Source organism: Pseudomonas sp. A2, assembly GCF_023100865.1.
GTDB classification, from domain to species: domain Bacteria; phylum Pseudomonadota; class Gammaproteobacteria; order Pseudomonadales; family Pseudomonadaceae; genus Aquipseudomonas; species Aquipseudomonas asiatica.
In genome coordinates this window covers 673,232-698,184 of record NZ_CP039127.1, presented here as the reverse complement: position 1 = coordinate 698,184, position 24,953 = coordinate 673,232, and the positions used below count along the sequence as shown (strand labels likewise).

General features: G+C 64.5%; 22 protein-coding genes. 18 read left to right on the top strand and 4 right to left on the bottom strand.

Annotated features, from left to right (window positions below; all coding sequences use genetic code 11):
* Positions 1-19 precede the first annotated feature (19 nt).
* The 5 genes from E5221_RS03310 (at position 20) to E5221_RS03290 (ending at position 6,016) form a co-directional block, all read left to right on the top strand.
* Complete coding sequence (locus E5221_RS03310; RefSeq protein ID WP_013970705.1) at positions 20-1,042, top strand: alpha-ketoacid dehydrogenase subunit beta; 1,023 nt, start codon at positions 20-22, stop codon at positions 1,040-1,042.
* On the top strand, positions 1,039-2,145 hold the full coding sequence (locus E5221_RS03305) for an acetoin dehydrogenase dihydrolipoyllysine-residue acetyltransferase subunit (RefSeq protein ID WP_247846852.1): 1,107 nt from the start codon (positions 1,039-1,041) through the stop codon (positions 2,143-2,145). The genes E5221_RS03310 and E5221_RS03305 overlap by 4 nt, the downstream gene beginning before the upstream one ends.
* A gap of 52 nt (positions 2,146-2,197) precedes the next feature.
* On the top strand, positions 2,198-3,262 hold the full coding sequence (locus tag E5221_RS03300; protein WP_232881192.1) for a 2,3-butanediol dehydrogenase: 1,065 nt from the start codon (positions 2,198-2,200) through the stop codon (positions 3,260-3,262).
* 348 nt (positions 3,263-3,610) lie between these two features.
* A complete protein-coding gene (locus E5221_RS03295; protein ID WP_102083471.1) occupies positions 3,611-5,344 on the top strand; it encodes a C13 family peptidase in 1,734 nt (577 codons plus the stop codon).
* Positions 5,345-5,371: 27 nt separating this feature from the next.
* Positions 5,372-6,016, top strand: a complete 645-nt coding sequence (locus E5221_RS03290; protein WP_013970700.1) for an oxidoreductase — start codon at positions 5,372-5,374, stop codon at positions 6,014-6,016.
* Between the two features lie 109 nt (positions 6,017-6,125).
* Here the strand turns inward: E5221_RS03290 and E5221_RS03285 are convergent, their stop codons facing one another.
* The 4 genes from E5221_RS03285 to E5221_RS03270 form a co-directional block, all read right to left on the bottom strand.
* Complete coding sequence (locus tag E5221_RS03285) at positions 6,126-6,413, bottom strand: YceK/YidQ family lipoprotein (RefSeq protein ID WP_015268804.1); 288 nt, start codon at positions 6,411-6,413, stop codon at positions 6,126-6,128.
* Entirely contained in the window at positions 6,410-7,039 is a 630-nt protein-coding gene (gene ubiX / locus E5221_RS03280; RefSeq protein WP_013970698.1) for a flavin prenyltransferase UbiX, read from the bottom strand. Before ubiX ends, E5221_RS03285 begins: the two co-directional genes overlap by 4 nt.
* Positions 7,036-8,385 carry a UDP-N-acetylmuramate:L-alanyl-gamma-D-glutamyl-meso-diaminopimelate ligase gene (gene mpl, locus E5221_RS03275; RefSeq protein ID WP_247846851.1) on the bottom strand — a complete coding sequence of 450 codons (1,350 nt, stop codon included), beginning with the start codon at positions 8,383-8,385 and terminating at the stop codon, positions 7,036-7,038. The genes ubiX and mpl overlap by 4 nt, the downstream gene beginning before the upstream one ends.
* Before the next feature lie 66 nt (positions 8,386-8,451).
* A complete protein-coding gene (locus E5221_RS03270) occupies positions 8,452-10,494 on the bottom strand; it encodes a sigma-54-dependent Fis family transcriptional regulator (RefSeq protein WP_247846850.1) in 2,043 nt (680 codons plus the stop codon).
* 255 nt (positions 10,495-10,749) lie between these two features.
* On the opposite strand from E5221_RS03270, the gene E5221_RS03265 reads away from it, so the two are divergent.
* The 13 genes from E5221_RS03265 to E5221_RS03205 all read left to right on the top strand — a co-directional run bounded on the left by E5221_RS03265 (position 10,750) and on the right by E5221_RS03205 (position 24,786).
* A complete protein-coding gene (locus tag E5221_RS03265; RefSeq protein WP_182329869.1) occupies positions 10,750-12,270 on the top strand; it encodes an aldehyde dehydrogenase family protein in 1,521 nt (506 codons plus the stop codon).
* Positions 12,271-12,495: 225 nt separating this feature from the next.
* Positions 12,496-13,944, top strand: a complete 1,449-nt coding sequence (gene eat, locus E5221_RS03260) for an ethanolamine permease (protein WP_013970695.1) — start codon at positions 12,496-12,498, stop codon at positions 13,942-13,944.
* A gap of 46 nt (positions 13,945-13,990) precedes the next feature.
* A complete protein-coding gene (locus tag E5221_RS03255; RefSeq protein WP_247846849.1) occupies positions 13,991-15,385 on the top strand; it encodes an ethanolamine ammonia-lyase subunit EutB in 1,395 nt (464 codons plus the stop codon).
* A gap of 8 nt (positions 15,386-15,393) precedes the next feature.
* The gene (gene eutC, locus E5221_RS03250) at positions 15,394-16,212 is read left to right on the top strand and encodes an ethanolamine ammonia-lyase subunit EutC (RefSeq protein ID WP_247846848.1); all 819 of its coding nucleotides are present in this window, start codon (positions 15,394-15,396) and stop codon (positions 16,210-16,212) included.
* Between the two features lie 108 nt (positions 16,213-16,320).
* Entirely contained in the window at positions 16,321-16,779 is a 459-nt protein-coding gene (locus E5221_RS03245) for a GNAT family N-acetyltransferase (protein ID WP_003257044.1), read from the top strand.
* A gap of 250 nt (positions 16,780-17,029) precedes the next feature.
* Entirely contained in the window at positions 17,030-17,677 is a 648-nt protein-coding gene (locus tag E5221_RS03240) for a DedA family protein (protein ID WP_247846847.1), read from the top strand.
* Positions 17,678-17,686: 9 nt separating this feature from the next.
* The gene (locus tag E5221_RS03235; RefSeq protein WP_247846846.1) at positions 17,687-18,502 is read left to right on the top strand and encodes a M90 family metallopeptidase; all 816 of its coding nucleotides are present in this window, start codon (positions 17,687-17,689) and stop codon (positions 18,500-18,502) included.
* Between the two features lie 93 nt (positions 18,503-18,595).
* The gene (gene ppa, locus E5221_RS03230) at positions 18,596-19,123 is read left to right on the top strand and encodes an inorganic diphosphatase (protein WP_003255365.1); all 528 of its coding nucleotides are present in this window, start codon (positions 18,596-18,598) and stop codon (positions 19,121-19,123) included.
* A gap of 287 nt (positions 19,124-19,410) precedes the next feature.
* Positions 19,411-20,112: an XRE family transcriptional regulator gene (locus E5221_RS03225; protein WP_247846845.1), complete on the top strand. Its 702-nt coding sequence runs from the start codon at positions 19,411-19,413 to the stop codon at positions 20,110-20,112.
* Positions 20,113-20,544: 432 nt separating this feature from the next.
* On the top strand, positions 20,545-21,696 hold the full coding sequence (locus E5221_RS03220; RefSeq protein WP_247846844.1) for an efflux RND transporter periplasmic adaptor subunit: 1,152 nt from the start codon (positions 20,545-20,547) through the stop codon (positions 21,694-21,696).
* Positions 21,693-22,379, top strand: coding sequence for an ABC transporter ATP-binding protein (locus E5221_RS03215; protein ID WP_039614639.1), 687 nt, complete (start codon positions 21,693-21,695; stop codon positions 22,377-22,379). Before E5221_RS03220 ends, E5221_RS03215 begins: the two co-directional genes overlap by 4 nt.
* Positions 22,379-23,590 carry an ABC transporter permease gene (locus E5221_RS03210; protein ID WP_061551369.1) on the top strand — a complete coding sequence of 404 codons (1,212 nt, stop codon included), beginning with the start codon at positions 22,379-22,381 and terminating at the stop codon, positions 23,588-23,590. Before E5221_RS03215 ends, E5221_RS03210 begins: the two co-directional genes overlap by 1 nt.
* The gene (locus tag E5221_RS03205; RefSeq protein WP_061551366.1) at positions 23,590-24,786 is read left to right on the top strand and encodes an ABC transporter permease; all 1,197 of its coding nucleotides are present in this window, start codon (positions 23,590-23,592) and stop codon (positions 24,784-24,786) included. Before E5221_RS03210 ends, E5221_RS03205 begins: the two co-directional genes overlap by 1 nt.
* Positions 24,787-24,953: the final 167 nt, after the last annotated feature.

The following is a 24,953-nucleotide window of genomic DNA, read 5'->3' as shown; positions in this document are numbered from 1 at the left end:
GAACAACAGGAGAATCACCATGGCAAGAAAGATCAGCTACCAGCAGGCCATCAACGAAGCCCTGGCCCAGGAAATGCGCCGCGACAACACTGTATTCATCATTGGCGAAGACGTTGCCGGCGGCGCCGGTGCCCCCGGCGAGGATGACGCCTGGGGGGGCGTGCTGGGCGTGACCAAGGGCCTTTACCATCAGTTCCCGGGGCGCGTGCTCGACGCACCGCTGTCGGAAATCGGCTACGTCGGCGCTGCCGTCGGTGCTGCCACCCAGGGCCTGCGCCCGGTGTGCGAGCTGATGTTCGTCGACTTCGCCGGCTGCTGCCTGGACCAGATCCTCAACCAGGCCGCCAAGTTCCGCTACATGTTCGGCGGCAAGGCGGTCACTCCGCTGGTGATGCGCACCATGTACGGCGCCGGCCTGCGCGCGGCGGCCCAGCACTCGCAGATGCTCACCTCGCTGTGGACGCACATTCCCGGCCTGAAGGTGGTCTGCCCGTCCTCGCCGTACGATGCCAAGGGCCTGTTGATACAGGCGATCCGCGACAACGACCCGGTGATCTTCTGCGAGCACAAGCTGCTCTACAGCATGCAGGGAGAGGTGCCGGAAGAGGTGTACACCGTACCGTTCGGTGAGGCCAACTTCCTGCGTGATGGCGACGACGTGACCCTGGTCACCTATGGCCGCATGGTGCATGTGGCGCTGGAGGCTGCCAACAACCTGGCCCGCCAGGGTATCGACTGCGAGGTGCTGGACCTGCGCACCACCAGCCCGCTGGATGAGGACAGCATCCTGGAAAGCGTGGAAAAGACCGGCCGCCTGGTGGTGATCGACGAAGCCAACCCGCGTTGCTCCATGGCCACCGACATCAGCGCGCTGGTGGCACAGAAGGCCTTCGGCGCGCTCAAGGGCCCGATCGAAATGGTCACCGCCCCGCATACTCCCGTGCCGTTCTCCGATGCCCTGGAAGACCTGTACATCCCTGACGCGGCGAAGATCGAGGCTGCGGTACGCAAAGTGATCGAAGCCGCAAGGAGTGCCGCATGAGCCAGATCCATACGCTGACCATGCCCAAGTGGGGCCTGTCGATGACCGAGGGCCGGGTGGATACCTGGCTGAAGCAGGAAGGTGACGAAATCAGCAAGGGCGACGAGGTGCTGGACGTCGAGACCGACAAGATCAGCAGCAGCGTCGAAGCCCCGTTCAGCGGTGTGTTGCGCCGCCAGGTGGCCAGGCCTGATGAAACCCTGCCGGTCGGTGCCCTGCTGGCGGTGGTAGTGGAAGGCGAAGCCGAAGAGGCTGAAATCGATGCCGTGGTGCAGCGCTTCCAGGCCGAGTTCGTTGCCGAGGGTGGCGCCGACCAGGCCCAAGGGCCGGCGCCACAGAAGGCTGAAGTGGCTGGCCGGCAGTTGCGCTGGTTCGAGCTGGGTGAAGGCGGCACGCCGCTGGTGCTGGTGCACGGTTTTGGTGGCGACCTCAACAACTGGCTGTTCAACCACCCGGCGCTGGCTGCCGAGCGACGGGTAATCGCCCTCGACCTGCCGGGCCATGGCGAGTCGGCCAAGGCCCTGCAACGGGGCGACCTGGATGAGTTGAGCGAAACCGTACTGGCCCTGCTCGACCACCTGGACATCGCCAAGGCCCACCTGGCCGGCCACTCCATGGGCGGCGCGGTCAGCCTGAACGTGGCGCGCCTGGCGCCGCAACGGGTGGCCAGCCTGAGCCTGGTGGCCAGTGCCGGGCTGGGCGACGAGATCAACGGACAGTACCTGCAAGGCTTCGTCGCTGCCGCCAACCGCAATGCCCTCAAACCGCAGATGGTACAGCTGTTTGCCGACCCCGCACTGGTAACGCGGCAGATGCTGGAGGACATGCTCAAGTTCAAGCGACTGGAAGGCGTGGACGACGCGTTGCGCCTGTTGGCATCGGCCATCGCCGACGGCGACCGGCAGCGCCACGACCTGCGCGGGGTGCTGGGACAACACCCGGCCCTGGTGGTGTGGGGCGGCAAGGACGCGATCATCCCGGTCAGCCATGCCGAAGGGCTGGAGGCTGAAGTACTGGTGCTGCCCGAGGCTGGCCATATGGTGCAAATGGAGGCGGCCGAACAGGTCAACCAGCAACTGCTCGCGTTCCTGCGCAAGCACTAAGCCCTTTCCGTGAGCCTGGAGAACAACAATGAACGACCTGAGCCACACCCACATGCGCGCCGCCGTCTGGCATGGCCGCAATGATATCCGCGTCGAACAGGTGCCCCTGCCGGCCGACCCTGCGCCCGGCTGGGTGCAGATCAAGGTGGACTGGTGCGGCATCTGCGGCTCCGACCTGCACGAATACGTCGCTGGCCCGGTATTCATCCCGGTGGAGGCACCGCACCCGCTGACCGGCATCCAGGGCCAGTGCATCCTCGGCCACGAGTTCTGCGGCCAGATCGCCAAGCTGGGTGAAGGCGTGGAAGGTTTTGCCGTCGGTGACCCGGTGGCTGCGGACGCCTGCCAGCATTGCGGCACCTGCTACTACTGCACCCACGGCCTGTACAACATCTGCGAACGCCTGGCCTTCACCGGCCTGATGAACAACGGCGCCTTTGCCGAACTGGTCAACGTGCCCGCCAACCTGCTGTACCGGCTGCCGCAGGGTTTCCCGGCAGAGGCCGGGGCGCTGATCGAACCGCTGGCGGTGGGCATGCATGCGGTAAAGAAGGCCGGCAGCCTGCTTGGCCAGACGGTGGTGGTGGTCGGCGCCGGCACCATCGGCCTGTGCACCATCATGTGTGCCAAGGCGGCTGGCGCGGCGCAGGTGATCGCCCTGGAAATGTCCTCGGCACGCAAGGCCAAGGCCAAGGAGGTTGGCGCCAGCGTGGTGCTGGACCCCAGCCAGTGCGACGCCCTGGTGGAAATCCGCAAGCTCACTGCCGGGCTGGGCGCGGATGTGAGTTTTGAATGCATCGGCAACAAGCACACGGCCAAGCTGGCCATCGACACCATCCGCAAGGCGGGCAAGTGCGTGTTGGTGGGGATATTCGAGGAGCCTAGCGAGTTCAACTTCTTCGAACTGGTGTCCACCGAAAAGCAGGTGCTGGGCGCGTTGGCGTACAACGGCGAGTTCGCCGATGTGATTGCCTTCATCGCTGACGGCAGGCTGGACATTCGCCCGCTGGTGACCGGGCGGATCGGGCTGGAGCAGATTGTCGAGCTGGGCTTCGAGGAGTTGGTCAACAACAAGGAGGAGAACGTGAAGATCATCGTGTCGCCGGGCGTGCGCTGATTGCACCTCAAAGGCAACACGGAAACTGTGGGAGCCGGCGTGCCCGCGAAGCAGGCGACGCGGTGCCTGGCACCGGCTTCGCCGGTGTTCGCGGCTAAAGCCGCTCCCACAGGGATTGCGCAAAGCTGAAGGTCACCGCAATACCTGTGGGAGCGGGTTCACCCGCGAAGAAGACCACACGGTGCCTGGCACCGGCTTCGCCGGTGTTCGCGGGCACGCCCGCTCCCACAGGTTCCGTGCCAGCTTTTCAATGCAGTGCAGGCTCGAGAGCTGCGCCAGCACATGCGTTCGCTGTTTCAGGATCCCATTCTGCGTCATACTCGGCAGACCTATTGCCCGGTTCTCGCCATGCGTTCACTGCTCCCCGTCACCCTGGTCCTGCTGCTCGCCGCCTGCGGCGATGGCGAATCGCTGCTCCCGCCGGACGCGCGCCTGCCTGACGGTGGGCGGTACCGGGGGCAGGTGGTCGATGGCCTGTTGCAAGGCGAGGGCCGGATCGACTACCCCAACGGCAGCTGGTACGCCGGTACCTTCAAGGACGGCCAATGGCACGGCCAGGGCGAATGGCACGGCCGCAACGGCGAGGTGTACCGCGGCCAGTTCGCCGCAGGGCTGTTCCAGGGGCTGGGCGAGCTGACTACCCCGGGCAGCCACTATGCCGGTACCTTCAGCCACGGCCGCCGCGACGGCGAAGGCACCCTCAAGCAAGCCGACCAGACCTACCGCGGCCAGTTCAAGGACGACTTGTACGAAGGCGCCGGCGAGCTGGAACTGGCCGACGGCAGCCGCTACCAGGGCCTGTTCGCCAAGGGCAAGCCCAACGGCGCCGGGGTGCGCAGCGATGCCAGCGGCAACCAGTTCAGCGGCCACTTCATCAATGGCCAGCTGGAAGGCAGCGGCACCTACGACAGCGTTGACGGCGAGCAGTACATCGGCGAGTTCAAGGACAACCGCCTGGAAGGCCGTGGCCGCTACGAAAATGCCGATGGTGATGTGTGGATCGGCGAATTCAAGGACGGCTCGCTGGTTGGCGAAGGCGAATTGCTGGGCAGCGATGGCAGCCACTACAAAGGCACCTTCGCCGACTGGCGACTGTCGGGCCAGGGCAGCCTGCAGCTGGCCGACGGCAGCAAGTATATCGGTGGCTTTCTCAACGATGCCTACCACGGCCAGGGCCGGCTGATCCTGGCCAACGGCAAGGTCGAAAGTGGCACCTGGAGCAACGGCGTGCGCGTACGGGACCAGAACGGCAAGCTGTTGCCTGACCCACTGGACCTGGCGCTGCTCAACCAGGGCCGTTTGCTGGATGAAGCGTTGGCCCGGGTACCGCGCTCGGCGCCACCAGTTCAGCTATACAGCCTGGTGGTGGCCGGCGATGGCCAGCAGAGCGTGTTCATGCGCGAAGCCGACTATGTCAGCAACATGCTCAAGGTGCGCTTTGGCGCCAGTGGCCAGGTGACCCTGGTCAACCACCGCGACCACATGACCACCCGAGCCATGGCCACACGCGAAAACCTGACCCGCGCCGCCCGCACCCTGGCCGAGCGCAGCGGCCCCGAAGACCTGGTGTTCATCTATCTCACCAGTCATGGCAGCCAGGACCATCAGCTGGTACTCGACCAACCGCGCCTGCAGCTGGCCGATCTGTCTGCCGACGAGCTGGCGAGCGCGCTGGCACCGCTGAAGAACCGCGACAAGGTGATTGTCATATCCGCCTGCTATTCAGGGGGCTACATCACGCCGCTCAAAGATGAGCGCACGCTGATCATGACCGCCGCCCGGGCCGACCGCGTGTCTTTCGGTTGTTCGGAAGAAGCCGATTTCACCTATTTCGGCGATGCCCTGTTCGCCGAAGCGCTGAACCAGACCGACGACCTGAAACAGGCGTTTGAACTGGCGCGCGCCAGCGTTGCCGAAAGAGAACAAAGGGAAGGTTTCGAGGCCTCCGAACCTCAGCTGTGGGCGCCGCAGAAGGTGCTTGAGCACTGGCAGCACCTGCGCCGGCAACAGGCCGAAGAAGCATTGCGTAACGCCGCACAGGCCAACGTGGGGGAACAGGCGCAAACGCCCGGCAGCCACTAAGCTTGTGTGTAACAAGGGAGAGACATCATGTATTTGACGCCTCAGCATGTCCTGCTTGCCGGTGCCACGGGTCTGACAGGTGAACACCTGCTCGACCGTCTGCTCAACGAGCCCACCATCACTCGCGTACTGGCGCCTACCCGCCGGCCATTGGCCGAGCACCCGCACCTGGAAAACCCGGTAGGCGACCCGGCTGTGTTCCTTCCACAACTGGGTGGGCGGGTCGATATCGCCTATTGCTGCCTGGGTACCACACTTAAGCAAGCCGGTTCCGAATCGGCCTTCCGCGCTGTGGACCTGGACATGGTGGTGGCTTTCAGCAAGCGTGCCCGGGAGTTGGGCGCGCGGCATCTGCTGGTGGTCAGTGCATTGGGCGCCGACCCGAAATCGTCGATTTTCTACAACCGGGTCAAGGGTGAGATGGAGGAGGCTCTCAAGGCTCAGGATTGGCCGCAGCTGACCATCGTGCGGCCGTCGTTGCTGCTGGGTGAGCGGGTCGAGCCGCGGCTCGGCGAACAGTTGGCTTCGCCGTTTGCCAGGCTGATACCCGGGAAGTATCGGGGGATCGAGGCTTGTACCTTGGCCCGGGCGCTGTGGCGGCTGGCGCTGGAGGAAGAGGACGGGGTGCGGATTGTGGAGTCGGATGAGTTGCGCAGGTTGGGCAAGAAGTAGGCTTTACCTGGCAGGGCCTCTTCGCGGGTAAACCCGCTCCCACAGGATTTGCACCGATTTCAGACCTGGTGCAGTACCTGTGGGAGCGGGTTTACCCGCGAAAGGGCCCTTACAGGCCACCAGTGGCCTGGAAGCCTACACCGGCCGCTGTCAGCAACGACAACGGCAGCAACAAGGTATCGAGCAACATGCTCCCCGGCAGGTCCAGCCCCGGATACGCTGGCGCCTCAGCCCCGTAACGATCCCGCGGGCAGCACCCGCCATTGATCACATACAAGTCCAACCGGGTACCTGCATACACCACCGGTGCCCCGGGCTTGTTGGCATCCAGCGTGCGCACCGTGGCGCAGCCACCGAGCAGCACCAGCGCCAGCAAGCCCACCAGCGCTCGCTTCAATCATCCACCCCGAAGTGGTGCTCACCCCAGCGCGGCAACATGTCCTGGGGAATGTTCAGCAGGTTGAGAATGCGCGCGACCACGAAGTCGACCAGGTCGTCGATGGTCTGCGGCTGGTGATAAAAGCCCGGCGCCGCCGGCAGGATCACCGCGCCCATCTGCGACAGCTTGAGCATGTTCTCCAGGTGGATGGTGGAGAACGGCGCCTCGCGCGGCACCAGGATCAGCTGGCGACGCTCCTTGAGGGTAACGTCGGCAGCACGTTCGATCAGGTTGTTGCAGGCACCGGTGGCAATCGCCGACAGCGTGCCAGTGGAACAGGGCACCACTACCATTGCCGCCGGGGCGCCGGAGCCCGAGGCCACCGGCGACATCCAGTCTTCCTTGCCATACACGCGGATCTGCCCGTCGGCAGCGCCGGTATATTCGGTGAGGAAGGCCTGCATCGCCTGTGGCTTGGCCGGCAGCACCACGTCCGTCTCGGTAGCCATCACCAGTTGCGCGGCCTTGGAGATCAGGAAGTGCACCTCGCGGTCCTCACGCACCAGGCAGTCGAGCAGGCGCAGGCCATACTGGGCACCAGAGGCGCCCGTCATGGCCAGGGTGATGCGTTCCGGCCCGCTCACTTCAGTGCCTCGGCCAGCTTGCCGTGCAGGCCGCCGAAGCCGCCGTTGCTCATGATCACCACATGGGTGCCTGGGCGGGCCTGGCCCTTGACCCGCTCGATGATCGCTTCGAGGCTGTCGGCCACCACGCTGGGCACTTTGCATTGCGCGGCGGTGGCAGCCAGGTCCCAGCCAAGGTTGGCCGGGGCGTACCAGATCACCTGGTCGGCGTCGTTTACGCTTTCCGGCAGGCCGTCACGGTGGGCACCGAGCTTCATCGAGTTGGAGCGCGGCTCGATCACGGCGATCACCGGGGCTTCGCCAACGCGCTTGCGCAGGCCGTCCAGGGTGGTGGCGATGGCGGTCGGGTGGTGGGCGAAGTCATCGTAGATGGTCACGCCCTGCACTTCGGCAACCTTCTCCATACGCCGCTTGACGCTCTTGAAGGCGCTCAGGCCTTCGATGCCCATGGCTGGCACCACGCCTACATGGCGCGCCGCTGCCAGGGTAGCCAGGGCGTTGGCGACGTTGTGCTGGCCAGTCAGCGCCCAGTCCACCACACCCTGCGCTTCGCCGTCGAACAGCACTTCGAAGCGCGAGCCGTCGGGGCTGAGCAGACGGGCTTGCCACTGGCCACCTTCGCCGGTGGTCTGCACCGGGGTCCAGCAACCCATGCCGATCACCCGCTCCAGCGCCTGTTCGGTGGTGGGGTGGATGACCAGGCCTTCGCTAGGAATGGTGCGTACCAGGTGGTGGAACTGCCGCTCGATCGAGGCCAGGTCGGGGAAGATGTCCGCATGGTCGAACTCGAGGTTGTTGAGGATCGCCGTGCGCGGGTGGTAGTGGACGAACTTCGAGCGCTTGTCGAAGAAGGCGCTGTCGTACTCGTCGGCTTCGACCACGAAGAACGGCGTATCGCCAAGGCGCGCCGACACCGAGAAGTTCTGCGGCACACCGCCAATCAGGAAGCCCGGGCTCATGCCAGCGTGTTCCAGCACCCAGGCCAGCATGCTGCTGGTAGTGGTCTTGCCGTGGGTACCGGCAACGGCCAGCACCCAGCGGCCCTGCAACACGTGGTCGGCCAACCACTGCGGGCCGGAAACATAGGGCAGGCCCTTGTTCAGCACGTACTCCACCGCCGGGTTGCCACGCGACATGGCGTTGCCGATGACCACCAGGTCTGGCGCCGGGTCCAGCTGGGCCGGGTCATAGCCTTGGGTCAGCTTGATGCCCTGGGCTTCAAGCTGGGTGCTCATCGGGGGATAGACGTTGGCGTCCGAGCCGGTGACGCGGTGGCCAAGTTCCTTGGCCAGCACCGCCAGCGAGCCCATGAAAGTGCCGCAAATACCGAGAATGTGAATATGCATGGTCGACCTCGCAAAACATCGAGGCAGGGTAGCCCAGGGCGCGACAAATCGCACCAGATGTTTCGCTCAGTCGGCCCTGGTGATGCCGTGTTTGCGCAGTTTTCGATACAAGGTATTGCGGCTGATGCCCAAGTGCTCGGCGACACGGGTGAGGTGCCAGTGTTTTGCCTCCAGGGTCGCCAACAGCGCATGGCGCTCGGCGTCCTCCAATGCGGCAGACCCTGTCGCCGGCAAGCCAGCTCCCACAGGTACAGCGCCAGCTTCGAAAGCCCCATTCACCCTGAGGGAGCAACTGTCTTGTGCTACCTGCTCTGGCCCTATCGCCGGCAAGCCGGCTCCCACAGGGATTGCACATGGCCTGAAGCCACTGCGATCGAGGGCGAAGCCCTCGCGAACAATGGCTGGGAGATCCTGGAACACGATGCGGGAGTCTTCGCAAAGTGCCACCAGGGTACGCAGCACGTTGCGCATCTGCCGCACGTTGCCCGGCCAGGCGAAGTCGAGCAGTGCCTGCCGCGCCCTGGGCTCGATATCGATCGGTTCTCCCTGCGCCTCCTGACGCAGCAGAAAGTCCAGCAACTGCGCCTTGTCACTGCGCTCGCGCACCGCAGGCAATGCCACTTCCAGGCCATTCAGGCGGTAATACAGGTCCTCGCGGAAACTGCCCTGCTCCACCCTCTCCAGCAGGTCACGGTGAGTAGCGCTGACAATGCGCACGTCGACCGCCTGCGGCTCGCCACCGATCGGCACCACCTGGCGCTCCTCCAGCACGCGCAGCAGGCGGGTTTGCAGGGCCAGTGGCATGTCGCCAATCTCGTCCAGCAGCAAGGTGCCGCCATCGGCCTGCAGCAGCTTGCCGCGCATGCCTTCCTTGCGTGCACCGGTAAAGCTGCCGCCGCGGTAGCCGAACAGTTCGCTCTCGATCAGGCTTTCCGGGATCGAGGCGCAGTTGATGGCGACGAACGGCTTGCCGCGCCGCTCGCTGGCCTGGTGCACGGCCTGGGCAAAAGCCTCCTTGCCACAGCCGGTCTCGCCGCGCAGCAACAGCGGCACATCGCGCTCGAACACCCGCACGCTGCGGCGGAAGTCGTTTTGCAAGGCGGGGTCGAGCAGGCAGATAAGCGGCTCCACTTCCCGCGTGGGCCGCGGCTGGGCGGCTGGCACCGACCACACCGGTGCGCGAGCCTGGCCACGCAGGCTGGCGAACACCTGGCGCCCGTCCAGGGTATGCAGCGGCCACGCCGTGCTGCCGCCAGGCGTGGCGCGGCTGAACAGTTCGTCGTGGCTGCAAGCGAAAAAGCGTTCCAGCGGTTTGCCCAGCACGCCACCACGCACCGTGCCCAGCAGGTTCAGCGCGCTCTGGTTGGCGGCGCAGATGCGCCCGTCACCGTCGAACGCCAGCAGGCCTTCGCTGAACAGGCCGACCGACTCGGCCTGCAGGTGAAAACGCAGCAGCCATTGCTGTTCGAAATGGCGCAGGAAGTAGCAGCTTTCGATCATCTTCGCCGACAGGTTGACCAAAGCCATGGTGTGGAACTGGCTCTGCCGGGAAACGTCGGGCCGCGCCGAAGACACATCCAGCACTGCCAGCAGCTCGCCATGCGGGTCGAACACCGGGCTGGCCGAGCAGGTCAGGCCGGTGTGGCGACCGCGGAAGTGCTCGTTCTGGTGAATGGTCAGCGCCTGGCGCTCGACCAGGCATGTGCCGATGCCGTTGGTGCCCTCGCGCGCCTCGCTCCAGTCAGCGCCCAGCCACAGCCCGGCACGCTCGAAGCTGCGCCGCTCGGTCGGCGCGCTGACGCAATTGAGGATCACCCCACGGGCATCGGTCAGCAGCACCGCATGGCCGGCCCCGGAAAGCTGCTGGTGCAGGCTGTTCATTTCATGGTCGGCAATCTGCAGCACCTGGCGCAGGCGCTCGCGGCTTTCCAGCAGGCGCCCATGCTCGAGCACCACCGGGGCCTCGATCACCGACGGGTCGAGGTGGTAGTCCTCCAGGCAGCGTAGCCAGGAGCGGGCGATGGACGGGTCACTGCCACCCGCCCCGGCCCCACCATGGGCGACGGTATGGACTTGCTGGGCATGGCGACTGAAATGATTGCTCTGCATTGTTGTAGTTCTCCGCAGATAGAGAGTCTCGCCAGCATCCTCCACCCGGGAAGGCTTTGCAATGCACCCTCCGGTTATGTGTCGCAAATGGCACAAAGTGTCACCCCCGCGCGTACCGGCGCTGGCACAGAGATCGTGGGCCAGGCCCAACGAACCGAGCCAAGTCATTGATTTGCCTGGCGCTCGAAACGCTGGCCCAACCTTTGCTCTACGCTTTCCAACTCCCTAACAAACACAATAGCCAGGAGACACACCATGCGTTACGCACATCCCGGTACCGAAGGCGCGAAGGTTTCCTTCAAGAGCCGCTACGGCAACTACATCGGTGGTGAGTTCGTTCCTCCGGTAAAGGGGCAGTACTTCGAAAATACCTCCCCGGTGAATGGCAAGCTGATCGCTGAATTCCCTCGCTCCACTGCCGAAGACATCGACAAAGCCCTGGATGCCGCCCACGCTGCAGCCGACGCCTGGGGCCGCACTTCAGTGCAGGACCGCTCCAACGTTCTGCTGAAGATCGCCGACCGTATCGAGCAGAACCTCGAACTGCTGGCCATTACCGAAACCTGGGACAACGGCAAGCCGATCCGCGAAACCCTCAATGCCGACATTCCGCTGGCGGTCGACCACTTCCGCTACTTCGCTGGCTGCATCCGCGCCCAGGAAGGCGGCGCCGCGGAAATCAACGAAGGCACCGTGGCCTATCACATCCATGAGCCACTGGGCGTGGTCGGGCAGATCATCCCGTGGAACTTCCCGATCCTGATGGCCGCCTGGAAGCTCGCCCCGGCCCTGGCCGCCGGCAACTGCGTGGTGCTCAAGCCTGCCGAACAGACCCCGCTGGGCATCACCGTGCTGCTGGAAGTGATCGGTGACCTGCTGCCAAAAGGCGTGCTCAACGTGGTGCAAGGCTATGGCCGCGAAGCCGGTGAAGCACTGGCCACCAGCAAGCGCATCGCCAAGATCGCCTTCACCGGCTCGACCCCGGTTGGCTCGCACATCATGAAATGCGCCGCCGAGAACATCATCCCGTCCACCGTCGAACTGGGCGGCAAGTCGCCGAACGTGTATTTCGAAGACATCATGCAAGCCGAGCCAAGCTTCGTCGAGAAGGCGGCCGAAGGCATGGTGCTGGCGTTCTTCAACCAGGGCGAGGTATGCACCTGCCCGTCACGGGCACTGGTACAGGAGTCGATCTACCCGCAGTTCATGGAAGTGGTGATGAAGAAGGTGCTGCAGATCAAGCGCGGCGACCCGCTGGACACCGACACCATGGTCGGAGCGCAGGCCTCGCAACAGCAGTTCGAGAAGATCCTGTCGTACCTCGACATCGCCCAGAAGGAAGGCGCCGAGTTGCTGACCGGTGGCAAGGTCGAAAAACTGGAAGGCTCGCTGGCCACCGGTTACTACATCCAGCCGACCCTGCTCAAGGGCAACAACAAGATGCGCGTGTTCCAGGAAGAAATCTTCGGCCCGGTGGTCAGCGTCACCACCTTCAAGGACGAAGCCGAAGCCTTGGCAATCGCCAACGACACCGAGTTCGGCCTGGGTGCCGGCGTGTGGACCCGCGACATCAACCGTGCCTACCGCATGGGCCGTGGGATCAAGGCTGGCCGCGTGTGGACCAACTGCTACCACCTGTACCCGGCGCATGCCGCGTTCGGTGGCTACAAGAAGTCGGGGGTCGGGCGTGAGACGCACAAGATGATGCTCGACCACTATCAGCAGACCAAGAACCTGCTGGTGAGCTACGACATCAATCCGTTGGGCTTCTTCTAAACCGCGTCGCCTTCTTCGCGGGTAAACCCGCTCCCACAGGTACTGCGCTTGCTTAAGGCGCTGTACACCCCCTGTAGGAGCGGATTCACCCGCGAAGAGGCCAGGCCTGCATATACAAAACCCAGAGCGGTAACCGTGCACCAACGCTCTGGCTCGCTTCCTGCAGTACCCATCACCATCGGCCCGGAACCCGTCCGGCCACCAAGAAAAACAACAGGTGAAACTATGCCAAGCGATCATTCCGCCGGCTCGCCGGCAGGCTCTTCCGTCGACTTCGAAAAAGTCGGCTCGGACTATTTCCAGCAACGTGAACTGAAAAAAGGTGCCGCCGGCTGGGTCCTGCTGGTCGGCCTGGGCGTGGCCTACGTCATCTCCGGCGACTATGCCGGCTGGAACTTCGGCCTGGCCCAGGGCGGCTGGGGCGGCATGTTCCTCGCTACCCTGCTGATGGCCACCATGTACCTGTGCATGTGCTTCTCGCTGGCCGAGCTGTCGTCGATGATCCCCACCGCAGGCGGCGGCTACGGCTTTGCCCGCAGCGCCTTCGGCCCCTGGGGCGGCTTCCTCACCGGCACGGCGATCCTCATCGAGTACGCTATCGCCCCCGCCGCCATCGCGGTGTTCATCGGCGCCTACTGCCAGTCACTGTTCGGCATCGGCGGCTGGATGATCTACCTGGCGTTCTACATCGTGTTCATCGGCATCCACATCTTTGGCGTGGGTGAGGCGTTGAAGCTGATGTTCATCATCACCGCCATCGCAGCCATCGCCCTGGCCGTGTTCCTGGTGAGCATGGTGCCCCATTTTGATGCAGCCAACCTGTTCGACATCGCCAAAACGGACGCTGTAGGCGCCAGCAGCTTCCTGCCGTTCGGCTATGTCGGCGTGTGGGCGGCCATCCCCTATGCCATCTGGTTCTTCCTTGCCGTAGAGGGCGTGCCGCTGGCTGCCGAAGAAACCAAGAACCCCAAGCGTGACCTGCCACGCGGCCTGATCGGCGCCATGCTGGTGTTGCTGGCCTTCGCCCTGCTGATCCTGGTGGTCGGCCCCGGCGGCGCAGGGTCCGAAGCATTGAAAGCGTCCGGCAACCCGCTGGTAGAAGCCTTGTCCAAGGCCTACGGCGGTAGCACCTGGATGGGCGGCTTCGTCAACCTGGTCGGCCTGGCCGGGCTGATCGCCAGCTTCTTCTCGATCATCTACGCCTACTCCCGGCAGATCTTCGCCCTGTCCCGCGCCGGTTACCTGCCGCGCAAGCTGTCGGAAACCAACAAGAGCAAGGCCCCGGTACTGGCCTTGATCATCCCCGGGATCATCGGCTTTGCCCTGTCGCTGACTGGCCAAGGTGATTTGCTGATCCTGGTGGCGGTGTTCGGCGCTACCTTGTCGTACGTACTGATGATGGCCGCGCACATCACCCTGCGCATCCGCCGGCCGAAGATGGAGCGCCCATACCGCACCCCTGGTGGCATCTTCACCTCGGGCCTGGCACTGGTACTGGCCTGCATCGCCGTGGTCGCCGGTTTCCTGGTCGACCCTCGGGTGGTGATTGGCGCCGCAGTTATCTATGCGGTATTAATTGCCTACTTTGCTTTCTACAGCCGCCACCACCTGGTCGCGGGTACACCGGAAGAGGAATTCGCCGCGATCCAGAAGGCCGAAGAGGCCCTGCACTGATCGCCGCCACCCGCCGCGGGGCAACCCGCGGCTCTGGAGACTCTGTATGGCAAGTTTCGTACACACGGTCGGCCACCTGGTCTACCGCTTCGACAGCCTCAAGGAAGTGATGGCCAAGGCCAGCCCCGCCCGCTCGGGGGACTACCTGGCGGGCGTGGCGGCCAGCAATGATGGCGAACGGGTCGCCGCGCAGATGGCCCTGGCCAATATCCCGCTGACGCATTTCCTCAACGAAGCGCTGATCCCTTACGAAGATGATGAAGTCACGCGCCTGATCATCGACACTCACGACGCCCAGGCCTTCGCCCCGGTCAGCCACCTGACCGTGGGTGGCCTGCGCGACTGGCTGCTGAGCGAAGAGGCCAACGAGGACAGCCTGCACAGCCTGGCACCCGGGCTGACGCCGGAAATGGCCGCAGCGGTGTCGAAGATCATGCGCGTGCAGGACCTGGTGCTGGTGGCACAGAAGATCCGCGTGGTCACCCGGTTCCGTGGCACCATGGGCCTGCGCGGGCGCCTGTCGACCCGGCTGCAGCCCAACCACCCGACCGACGAGCCGGCCGGCATCGCCGCCAGCATTCTCGACGGCCTGCTGTACGGCAACGGTGACGCCATGATCGGCATCAACCCGGCCACCGACAGCATCGCCTCGATCTGCGCCCTGCTGGAGATGCTCGACGCCATCATCCAGCGCTACGACATCCCCACCCAGGCCTGCGTGCTGACCCACGTCACCACCTCGATCGAGGCGATCAACCGTGGCGTACCACTGGACCTGGTGTTCCAGTCCATTGCCGGCACCGAGGCGGCCAACGCCGGGTTCGGCATCAACCTGAACGTGCTGCAGGAAGGCTACGAAGCGGGCCTTTCGCTGAAACGCGGCACCCTCGGGCAGAACCTGATGTACTTCGAAACCGGACAGGGCAGCGCGCTGTCGGCCAACGCCCACCACGGCGTCGACCAGCAGACCTGTGAGACCCGCGCCTATGCCGTGGCCCGCCACTTCAAACCGTTCCTGGTCAACACGGTGGTCGGTTTCATCGGCCCCGAATACCTGTACAACGGCAAGCAGATCATCCGCGCCGGCCTCGAAGACCACTTCTGCGGCAAGCTGCTGGGAGTGCCGATGGGTTGCGACATCTGCTACACCAACCACGCCGAAGCCGACCAGGACGACATGGACACCCTGCTGACCCTGCTGGGCGTGGCCGGGATCAACTTCATCATGGGTATCCCAGGCTCCGACGACATCATGCTCAACTACCAGACCACCTCGTTCCACGACGCGCTGTATGCACGCCAGACCCTGGGCCTTAAGCCTGGGCCGGAATTCGAGGCATGGCTGGCCCGCACCGGCATCTTCACCCAGGCCGATGGCCGGGTGCGCTTCGGTGACAACCTGCCGCCGGCCTTCCGCCAGGCCTTGGCACAGCTTGCATAGGGATGACCATGGACCACCGCACGCCTACCCCCGAAAACCCCTGGCTGGCCCTGCGCAACCTGACCCCGGCGCGCATTGCCCTGGGCCGCACCGGCACCAGCCTGCCTACCGGTGCGCAACTGGACTTCCAGTTCGCCCACGCCCAGGCACGCGATGCCGTGCATCTGGCCTTCGACCATGCCGGCCTGGCTACCCAGCTGAGTGACCGCGGGCGCGAAAGCCTGGTGCTGCACAGCGCCGCCAGCGACCGCAACCAGTACCTGCAACGCCCGGACCTGGGGCGACGGCTGAACGAAGATTCGGTTGCCGCGCTGCGCCAGCACGCCCAGGCCAACCCCGGCGGGGTCGACCTGGCCATCGTCGTCGCTGACGGCCTGTCGGCACTGGCCGTGCACCGCCACACCCTGCCGTTCCTGGCGCGCTTCGAGGAACAGGCCGCCGCCGATGGCTGGACCAGCGCCCCGGTGGTGCTGGTGCAGCAGGGCCGCGTGGCAGTGGCCGACGAGGTCGGTGAACTGCTGGGCGCACGGATGACCGTGATGCTGATCGGCGAACGCCCGGGGCTCAGCTCGCCCGACAGCCTTGGCCTGTACTTCACCTATGCGCCAAAGGTCGGCCTGACCGATGCCTACCGCAACTGCATTTCCAACATCCGCCTGGAGGGGCTGAGCTATGGCATGGCGGCGCACCGCTTGCTGTACTTGATGCGCGAAGCCTGCCGGCGCCAGCTTTCCGGGGTGAATCTGAAGGACGAGGCCGAGGTCCATAGCCTGGAGAGCGAAAACAACACCGGCCAGAAAGGTAACTTTCTGCTCGGCAAAGGATAAAAAACATGTCACGGAAGGCGGATTGCACTTGCGCCAAGCATTGGGCAGCATGCCTTTGAAAGCTGCTGGCAATCCGCTGTTTCCCCTAATGGACTCTGAGGGCCGCACATGCGCATCATCAAGGCAACCCTGGAACACCTCGATCTGCTTACGCCGATGTTCGTCAAATACCGCGAGTTCTATGGGCAGCTACCCTACCCCGACAGTTCGCGCAGCTTCCTGGAAAAGCGCCTGAAGCGGGATGAGTCGGTGATCTACCTGGCGCTACCCGATGATGATGACGGCAAGCTGCTGGGCTTCTGCCAGCTGTACCCGAGCTACTCGTCGCTGTCGCTGAAGCGGGTATGGATTCTCAACGATATCTACGTGGCCGAGGACTCGCGGCGCATGCTGGTGGCCGACCACCTGATGCGCGAGGCGAAGAAAATGGCCAAGGAAACCAACGCCGTGCGCATGCGGGTGTCGACCAGCGCGGACAATGAGGTAGCGCACAAGACTTACGAATCCATCGGGTTTCGTGAGGATAACGAGTTCAAGAGCTATATCCTGCCGATCAGCCAGGATTGACCTGTACCGGCCTCTTTGCGGGTAAACCCGCTCCCACAGGCATAGCGGCACATCTGAAGTCCGTGCTGTACCTGTGGGAGCGGGTTTACCCGCGAAGAGGCTGGTACAGGAGTCCCCCCTGCCGTAACCCCCCGCTACAAACTCCCCGGGCATGTTCCTGACTTAGCCGTATAATGGCCCACCTGTCATGTGTGAAAATTTACCCATCCGCAGGTAACCGAGCCTACGCCCAAGAACACAGGTGCTGTACATGGATTTCAACCCGCTGGACCTTATCCTGCATCTCGATGCCTACCTCGATCTGCTGGTCACCAACTACGGCCCCTGGATCTACGCCATCCTCTTCACCGTGATCTTCTGTGAAACCGGGCTGGTGGTCATGCCCTTCCTGCCTGGCGATTCGCTGCTGTTCATTGCCGGCGCCGTGGCCGCCGGTGGCGGCATGGACCCGTTGCTGCTGGCCGGCCTGCTGATGGCCGCCGCGATCCTCGGCGACAGCACCAACTATGTGATCGGCCGCACGGCGGGCGAGCGGTTGTTCAACAACCCCAACTCGAAGATCTTCCGTCGCGACTACCTGCAGCGTACCCACGACTTCTATGAACGCCACGGCGGCAAGACCGTGACCATGGCGCGCTTCCTGCCCATCCTGCGCACCTTTGCGCCGTTCGTCGCCGGCATCGCCCACATGCACTACCCGCGCTTCCTCGGTTTCAGCGTCGCCGGTTCGCTGCTGTGGGTCGGTGGCCTGGTGACCCTGGGCTACTTCTTCGGCAACGTGCCATTCATCAAACAGCACCTGTCGATGATGGTGGTGGGCATCATCATCCTGTCGCTGGTACCGATGATCCTCGGCCTGCTGCGTGGCCGCCTGGGCCGCACGGCCAAAGCGCACTGAAACTTGCCGATGTGGTCGTTCAGCGCCTGGCGGCGCAAGCGCACCCTGGCGCGCTATCCCATCACCCCCCAGCAATGGCAGGCCGTGCGCGAGCGCCTGCCAATGCTGGACGGCATCACTGACGAAGAGGATCGCTGGCTGCGTGAAGCCTGCATCCTGTTCCTGCTCGACAAGCACCTCACCTGCCTGCCCGGCGTCGAGCCGGATGACGAGCAGCGCCTGTTGCTGGCGGCCCAGGCGCAGTTGCCGCTGCTGCACCTGGGCGAGCTGAACTGGTACCAGGGTTTCCACGAAATCATCCTCTACCCCGACGACTTCAAGAGCCCCCAGCGCCACCGCGATGCCAGTGGCGTTGAGCACGTGTGGGACGGCGAGCACAGCGGCGAGGCCTGGCAGCAGGGCCCGATCATCCTCGCCTGGAACGGCGTGCTGGCAAGCGGTGGCTGGGAGGCCTACAACCTGGTCATCCATGAACTGGCGCACAAGCTCGACATGCTCAATGGCGATGCCAACGGCCTGCCGCCGCTGCACAGCGGCATGCCCGTGGATGAATGGGCAACCGCCATGCAACAGGCCTATGACGACCTCAACCGCCAGCTGGACGCCAACCCCGAGGCCGAAACCGCCATCGACCCGTATGCCGCAGAGAACCCCGCGGAGTTCTTTGCCGTCACCAGCGAGTACTTCTTTAGTGCCCCCGACCTGCTGCAACAGGCTTATCCACAGGTCTACCGCCAGTTGTCGCTGTTCTACCGCCAGGACCCGCTGGCGCGCCTGTGCCGGCTGCAGGCCGAACACCCGGAATACCGCGAAAGCCACGCCTGACGGGGCCGCACATCAGGCCAGGCGTGGCATGCCCATGCAGAATGTGCCTATAATCGCCGCCACTTTTTTGGTCAAACACGGGGGCACTGCCCAATGAGCTACAGCAAGATTCCGGCGGGCAAAGACCTGCCGAACGACATCTACGTCGCCATCGAGATCCCGGCCAACCACGCGCCGATCAAATACGAGATCGACAAGGACAGCGATACCCTGTTCGTCGACCGTTTCATGGCGACCCCGATGTTCTACCCAGCCAACTACGGCTTCATCCCGAACACCCTGGCCGATGACGGTGATCCGCTGGACGTGCTGGTCGTTACCCCTTACCCGGTAGCCCCAGGTTCGGTTATCCGCGCCCGTCCGGTCGGCGTGCTGAACATGACCGACGACGGCGGCGGCGACGCCAAGGTCATCGCTGTTCCTCACGACAAGCTGTCGCAGTTGTACGTCGACGTGAAGGAATACACCGACCTGCCAGCCCTGCTGATCCAGCAGATCGAGCACTTCTTTGCCAACTACAAAGATCTCGAGAAGGGCAAGTGGGTCAAGATCGAAGGATGGGAAGGCGCTGACGCCGCCCGCGCCGCGATCACCAAATCGGTTGCTGCCTACAAGGGCTGATGCCGGTTGCATGAAGAACCCCGCCTCGGCGGGGTTTTTTTATGCCTGATGGATGGCTGGTCGCCCTGGCACTGGATGACCTGCCTGCGCAGCACTTTTGTGGGAACAACTGTCTTGCTCAAATTCTAGATGCCGACCCGCTCCCACAGGAACCGCGCACTTGCCTGGGAGAGTAAAAAATCCTACGCAGTCCTACTCCAACGCCCTACAAACAGGCGCTTTTCACACAAGCCCCATCAACATCCGGTTCATATCCTTGCTGGCACCCCGCCGCTACACTCGCCGCCATGAACACATCCGGTGACAGACTCAAAGCCCTCCTCCACGAATGTGGCCTGACCCCTTCCGATTTCGCCGCCCAGCGCAGCGTCACGCCCCAGCACGTCAACAACTGGCTCAAGCGCGGCGTGCCCCTGGCCCGGCTGGACGAAATGGCGGACCTGTTCTGCGTGCATCGTCGCTGGTTGCGCACGGGCGAAGGCCCCAAACACCACAACCCGATCCTGCGCACCTGCCCACCGGAGCCGGCGCCCGCCAACCCGCACACGCCGCTATCGGCGCAAGGCGGCCGTACATTGAAGGTGCCCTTTTACGAGTTGCACAACGGCCTGCTGTCGCCCGTGGCCGGCAAACACCTGTGCCTGCCCGCAAAAGCCCTGAAAGGGTTGGGAGTGCATGCCGACGACGCCATCTGCCTGGCCATGCCCGCCAGCAACATGACCCCGCTGATTCCGCTGCAAGCTACCCTGGCCATCGACCTGGGCATGACCCAGGTGGTCGAGGGCGAAACCTATGCCCTGCTGCACAACGGCGTGCTCAGGGTTAACAACCTCAGCCTCGGCCAGCACGGCACGCTGTACCTGCACAGCCATGATCGGCGCAACTATGCGGTCGAACGCTACACCGCCGCCCAGCGCCAGACACAAGGGCTGAAGGTCCTGGGCTGGGTGTTCCACTGGTCGCATTTCCGCCAGCAACGGCCCGACTGAAACAACCTGTGCCATTTTTTGCTGGGCATCCTGCGCGCGCCCTTGTATGCTACGCCGCACATTCAGCCCCGACCGGCGCAAGCCGCGGTCCAGAGGGCTCGGCGATATCCCACACGGGCATCTGCCATCTCTTTCAGGCCCTTGATGGCCACACAGTTAAGGCGATTGCGGCTTACCATAAATTAGTCGGAAGCGTCCCCGAGAAGCCGGCCACAAGCCGGCTTTTTAATGCCCGCCATTCCCATCCTCTGAAACTTTCTGCAGCCTTCCCATGGCCAGGGAATCGCCGCTGCGTGAGCGAAAAAAATCTCATTCGCCATTTATCTGACACTATACTAACGCTCATCCGAAAATCGTCAGATAAATGACGTTTCGCGTGGAGCTTTCACCCTCCTGATCTAGGCTCAAGCCATATGGGAGGAGGTGTAGTCCATGCGCAAATTATTGATTGGCTCGTCGATCCTGGCTTGTCTCGTGGTGTTGGGCGGCTGGTTGAGTCGACCGCAGCCGGTGCCGGTCAGGCTGCTGGAAGTTGAGCGGGGACCGGTGGAGACGGTGGTGGCCAACACGCGCGCGGGTACGCTGAAGTCCTGTCGACGCTCGCACCTGTCCTTCAATGTCGGCGGCCAGGTTGCCGAGTTGCTGGTCAGCGAAGGCCAACGGGTCCAGCCGGGTCAGGTGCTCATGCGCCTGCGGCAGGACGAGCAACAGGCCAGGCTACAGGAAGCCGAGGCGCGGCTGGAGGCCCAGCGCAACACCCGCGAACAGCGCTGCCAGCAAGCTCTGCTGGACCGGCGCGACCTTGATCGCCTGGGCCAGTTGGCCGACCGCAAGTTGATTGCCGCCGACCGCCTCGATCAGGCCACGACCAAGGCCAACCTGGCGAAACTGATGTGCAGTGCCAGTGCCGTGCTGATCCGCGAGGCCGACGCCAGCCTGCAGTTACAGCGTTCACTGCTGGAACAGACAACCCTGCGTGCACCATTCGCCGGCATCGTCGCAGAAATCAACGGCGAACTCGGCGAGTTCGTCACCCCGTCGCCGCCAGGTATTCCCACGCCGCCGGCAGTCGACCTGATCGACGACAGCTGCCTGTTTGTAGAGGCACCGATCGATGAGGTGGACGCTGCCCGGGTTCACCCCGGAACCGCCGTACGGATCAGCCTGGATGCCTTCCGTGGTCAGCATTTCACCGGCCGCGTCAGCCGCATCGCGCCCTATGTGCGCGAACTGGAGAAGCAGGCGCGCACCGTCGATGTCGAGGTGCGCTTCGACCAGCCGCCGGCAGACCTGGCCCTGCTCACCGGCTATAGCGCCGATGTCGAGATCCTCCTGGAGCAGCACGCGGGCGCCTTGCGCATCCCCACCGAGACCCTGCTGGAGGGGCAGCGCGTGCTGCGATATGACCCAAGCGCCCGGGTGTTGCGCGAGGTGCAGGTGCAAACCGGGCTGAGCAACTGGCGCTGGACTGAGGTGCTTGCAGGGCTGGACGAGGACGCACGCATAGTCGCCAGCCACGAGCAGGAAGGGCTCAAGGATACCGTGGCGGTGATCCCGGTGGATGCCGCGGAGACCGAGAAATGATCCGCCTGCGCGGCGGCAGCCGCAGCTTCCAGTTGGGCGAACAGCAGGTGATGGGGCTGGATGGCCTGGACCTGGACATCGCCGCCGGTGACTACATGGCGGTGATGGGCCCGTCGGGCTCGGGCAAGTCGACCTTGCTGAACATCCTCGGCCTGCTCGACGCGCCGAGCGCCGGCGAATACTGGCTGCAGGGCGAGGCCACGGCGGCCCTGAGCGAGGCGCGCCGCGCCCAGTTGCGCAGCCGGCTGATAGGTTTCGTGTTCCAGTCCTACCACCTGATCGCACGGCTGACGGTGCTGGAAAACATCGAGCTGCCGATGGTCCTTGCCGGCATTGGTGCGGCACAACGGCGCAAGCGCAGCAGCCAATTGGTGGCACGCCTGGGGCTGGGCGAGCGCATTGCCCACCGCCCGGCCGAGCTGTCCGGTGGCCAGCGCCAGCGCGTGGCGATCGCCCGGGCGATGGTCATGCAACCGGCGCTGCTGTTGGCCGACGAACCCACCGGAAATCTCGATAGCCAGGCCGGCGCAGAGGTCTTCAGCCTGCTGGAGGAGCTCAACGGCGAGGGCCTGACCCTGATAGTGGTGACCCACGATGCCAACCTGGGCGCCCGTGCACAGCGCCAGCTGCACATGCGTGATGGGCGGATCCACAGTATTGCGCCGCAGTGGGCGCTGGCCTGATGCGCGCTGCCGATGCCCTGGGCTTCTGGCTAGGTGCCTTGCGTGGGCATCGCTCACGCAGCCTGATGCTACTGCTGGCCATCGCTATCGGGGTGGTCGCGGTCAATCTGCTCACCGGTCTTGGCGCGGGGGCGCGGGCCTTCGTCCTGAACGAGTTCTCGCTGCTCGGGCGCGACATACTCATCGTTTTCCCGGGGCGCAAGGAAACCACCGGGCGAATGCCGCCGCTCACCGGGCTGACGCCACACGAGTTGACCTTGCAGGATGTCCAGGCCATCACCCGGTTGCCGGGCATCCGCCGGGTCGCGCCGCAGCAGGCCGGGCAGATGGAGGTAATAGTCGGCAACCGCAATCGTGAAGTGCTGACGCTGGGCACCACCCGGGACTTCTTCGCCATTCGCCAACTGACCGTCGTACAAGGCCAACCCCTGCCGACGCTGGACCCTGAGCAGGCCGAAGCCGTCTGCGTGATCGGCGGCAAACTCCGGCGCGAGCTGTTCGGGGCTCGCCCGGCCCTGGGTGAATGGTTGCGCGCTGGCGACCGGCGCTTCCGGGTGGTCGGCATTCTCGGCGAGCGGGGCGAATCGCTGGGGATGGATTTCGCCGAGATGTTGATCATCCCGGTGGCCAGTGCCCAGGCCTTGTTCAATAGCGAGGGGTTGTCGCGGGTGTTTGTCGAGGTGCATGGTCCGAGCTTTCTCGACCGTAGCAAGCAGCTGATACTCGCCGCGCTCAAGGAGCGTCACGAGGGTGAGGAGGACGTTACCCTCGTCAGCCAGGACAGCCTGCTCAGCGCCTTCGACCAGATACTCGCGGTGCTGACCCTGGCGGTGGCCGGCATTGCCGCGATCAGCCTGCTGGTGGCAGGCATCCTGATCATGAACGTGACCTGGATTGCAGTAAGCCAGCGCACCGCCGAGATCGGCCTGCTCAAAGCCATAGGCGTGACGGCGGCGCAGCTGCGCCTGCTGTTCCTCGGCGAGGCGGCGCTGTTGGCCCTGACAGGGGCACTGGCAGGGCTGCTGCTGGCCGAAACCTTGCTCTGGCTGGGGCGCCTGGCGTTCGATCTGCCGCTCTATGCCCCCTGGTGGGCGCGGGTTGGCGCCGTGCTGCTGGCACTCGGCACGGCGCTGCTTTTCGCCTGGCTGCCTGCCGCTCGGGCCTCGGCGCTGGAGCCGGTGGCGGCGCTACGCCCGCCGGGGGCGCACTGATGCGCTGGCAAGATGGTTTCCGGCTGACCAGCTCGGCGCTGACCTGCCGCCCGCTGCGCAGCCTGCTGACCCTGCTCGGGGTAGCGATCGGCATAGCCGCCGTGGCGCTGCTCACGGCCATAGGCGAAGGCGTGCGCGGCTATGTGCTGGAGAACTTCTCGCAGTTTGGTACGCGGATCATCACCGTGCGCCCGGGCAAGACCCAGACCAGCGGCCTCGGCGGCCTGCTTGGCAGCGTGCGGCCACTGACCATCAGTGACACCGACGCCCTGCGGCGCTTGCCGCATGTCGAGGCGGCGGTGCCGATCATTCAGGGCAGCGGGAATATCCAGTTCGGTCACCTGAGCCGGCGCAGCGACATTCTCGGTGGCGGCCATCAGATGGCACAGGCCTGGCGCATGCAACTGAGCCTGGGCGAGTTCCTGCCCCCGGCCCGTGACGGCCGTTCGCCGCCCTATGTGGTGCTCGGCCATCAGCTGCGTACCGAGCTGTTCGGTGCGCGCAACCCGCTGGGTGAGCTGATCCGCGTCGGCGGCGTACGTTTCCGGGTGATCGGCGTGATGGCGGAGAAAGGCCAGTTGCTCGGTTTCAACCTCGACGATATCGCCTACATCCCGGTGGACTGGGCGGAAAGCCTGTTCAACCGCACCGGGGTGGTCAAAGCCCATGTGGTGTTTGGCGCCGGTACCACTTCACGGGCGTTGAGCCGGCAGATTCGCGAGGTGCTCGGCGAACGACACGGTGCGGAGGACTTCAGCCTGACCACCCAGGACGACATGCTGCGCAGCTTCAACCGCGTTCTCGGCACCCTGAGCCTGGCCATTGGTGCCTTGGGGGGCATTTCGCTGTTGGTCGGCGCCGTCGGCATTCTCACCATCATGACGACCACTGTGGGCGAGCGCACGGCAGAAATCGGCCTGTTGCGGGCGATTGGCGCCAGTCCGCGGCAGGTACTTGGGTTGTTTCTCGCTGAAGCGACGCTGCTGTCCCTGGCCGGTGGCCTGCTTGGCCTGCTGTTGATGGGCCTGCTGCTGGGGCTACTGCACCTGGCCATGCCGAGCCTGCCCTTGGCGCTGCAACCGCTGTTTCTGCTGCTGGCGCTGCTGCTGGCGGCGGTGCTCGGCATTCTCGCCGGCCTGGCCCCGGCCGTGCGGGCGGCTCGCTTGCATCCGGTCGCGGCGCTGCGCATCGAGTAGCGGCCAGGCCAAAGAGCCCCTTGATGGGGCTGCTTTGCAGCCCTTCGCGGGCACGCCCGCTCCCACAGGCCGCGCGGCGCGCTTACTGAATTTGACCCACCACAAGCTGACAGAAAAGTAATCTGAAGCTCAGCCAGCTGACAGCGCAGGTCCGCTAGCGTTAAGGA

What these genes read in the sequence shown, in the direction of transcription:
- E5221_RS03310 (WP_013970705.1), top strand. Translation starts at nt 20, where the DNA reads ATGGCAAGAAAGATCAGCTACCAGCAGGCCATCAACGAAGCCCTGGCC.
- E5221_RS03305 (WP_247846852.1), top strand. Translation starts at nt 1,039, where the DNA reads ATGAGCCAGATCCATACGCTGACCATGCCCAAGTGGGGCCTGTCGATG.
- E5221_RS03300 (WP_232881192.1), top strand. Translation starts at nt 2,198, where the DNA reads ATGCGCGCCGCCGTCTGGCATGGCCGCAATGATATCCGCGTCGAACAG.
- E5221_RS03295 (WP_102083471.1), top strand. Translation starts at nt 3,611, where the DNA reads ATGCGTTCACTGCTCCCCGTCACCCTGGTCCTGCTGCTCGCCGCCTGC.
- E5221_RS03290 (WP_013970700.1), top strand. Translation starts at nt 5,372, where the DNA reads ATGTATTTGACGCCTCAGCATGTCCTGCTTGCCGGTGCCACGGGTCTG.
- mpl (WP_247846851.1), bottom strand. Translation starts at nt 8,385, where the DNA reads ATGCATATTCACATTCTCGGTATTTGCGGCACTTTCATGGGCTCGCTG.
- E5221_RS03270 (WP_247846850.1), bottom strand. Translation starts at nt 10,494, where the DNA reads ATGCAGAGCAATCATTTCAGTCGCCATGCCCAGCAAGTCCATACCGTC.
- E5221_RS03265 (WP_182329869.1), top strand. Translation starts at nt 10,750, where the DNA reads ATGCGTTACGCACATCCCGGTACCGAAGGCGCGAAGGTTTCCTTCAAG.
- eat (WP_013970695.1), top strand. Translation starts at nt 12,496, where the DNA reads ATGCCAAGCGATCATTCCGCCGGCTCGCCGGCAGGCTCTTCCGTCGAC.
- E5221_RS03255 (WP_247846849.1), top strand. Translation starts at nt 13,991, where the DNA reads ATGGCAAGTTTCGTACACACGGTCGGCCACCTGGTCTACCGCTTCGAC.
- eutC (WP_247846848.1), top strand. Translation starts at nt 15,394, where the DNA reads ATGGACCACCGCACGCCTACCCCCGAAAACCCCTGGCTGGCCCTGCGC.
- E5221_RS03245 (WP_003257044.1), top strand. Translation starts at nt 16,321, where the DNA reads ATGCGCATCATCAAGGCAACCCTGGAACACCTCGATCTGCTTACGCCG.
- E5221_RS03240 (WP_247846847.1), top strand. Translation starts at nt 17,030, where the DNA reads ATGGATTTCAACCCGCTGGACCTTATCCTGCATCTCGATGCCTACCTC.
- E5221_RS03235 (WP_247846846.1), top strand. Translation starts at nt 17,687, where the DNA reads ATGTGGTCGTTCAGCGCCTGGCGGCGCAAGCGCACCCTGGCGCGCTAT.
- ppa (WP_003255365.1), top strand. Translation starts at nt 18,596, where the DNA reads ATGAGCTACAGCAAGATTCCGGCGGGCAAAGACCTGCCGAACGACATC.
- E5221_RS03225 (WP_247846845.1), top strand. Translation starts at nt 19,411, where the DNA reads ATGAACACATCCGGTGACAGACTCAAAGCCCTCCTCCACGAATGTGGC.
- E5221_RS03220 (WP_247846844.1), top strand. Translation starts at nt 20,545, where the DNA reads ATGCGCAAATTATTGATTGGCTCGTCGATCCTGGCTTGTCTCGTGGTG.
- E5221_RS03215 (WP_039614639.1), top strand. Translation starts at nt 21,693, where the DNA reads ATGATCCGCCTGCGCGGCGGCAGCCGCAGCTTCCAGTTGGGCGAACAG.
- E5221_RS03210 (WP_061551369.1), top strand. Translation starts at nt 22,379, where the DNA reads ATGCGCGCTGCCGATGCCCTGGGCTTCTGGCTAGGTGCCTTGCGTGGG.
- E5221_RS03205 (WP_061551366.1), top strand. Translation starts at nt 23,590, where the DNA reads ATGCGCTGGCAAGATGGTTTCCGGCTGACCAGCTCGGCGCTGACCTGC.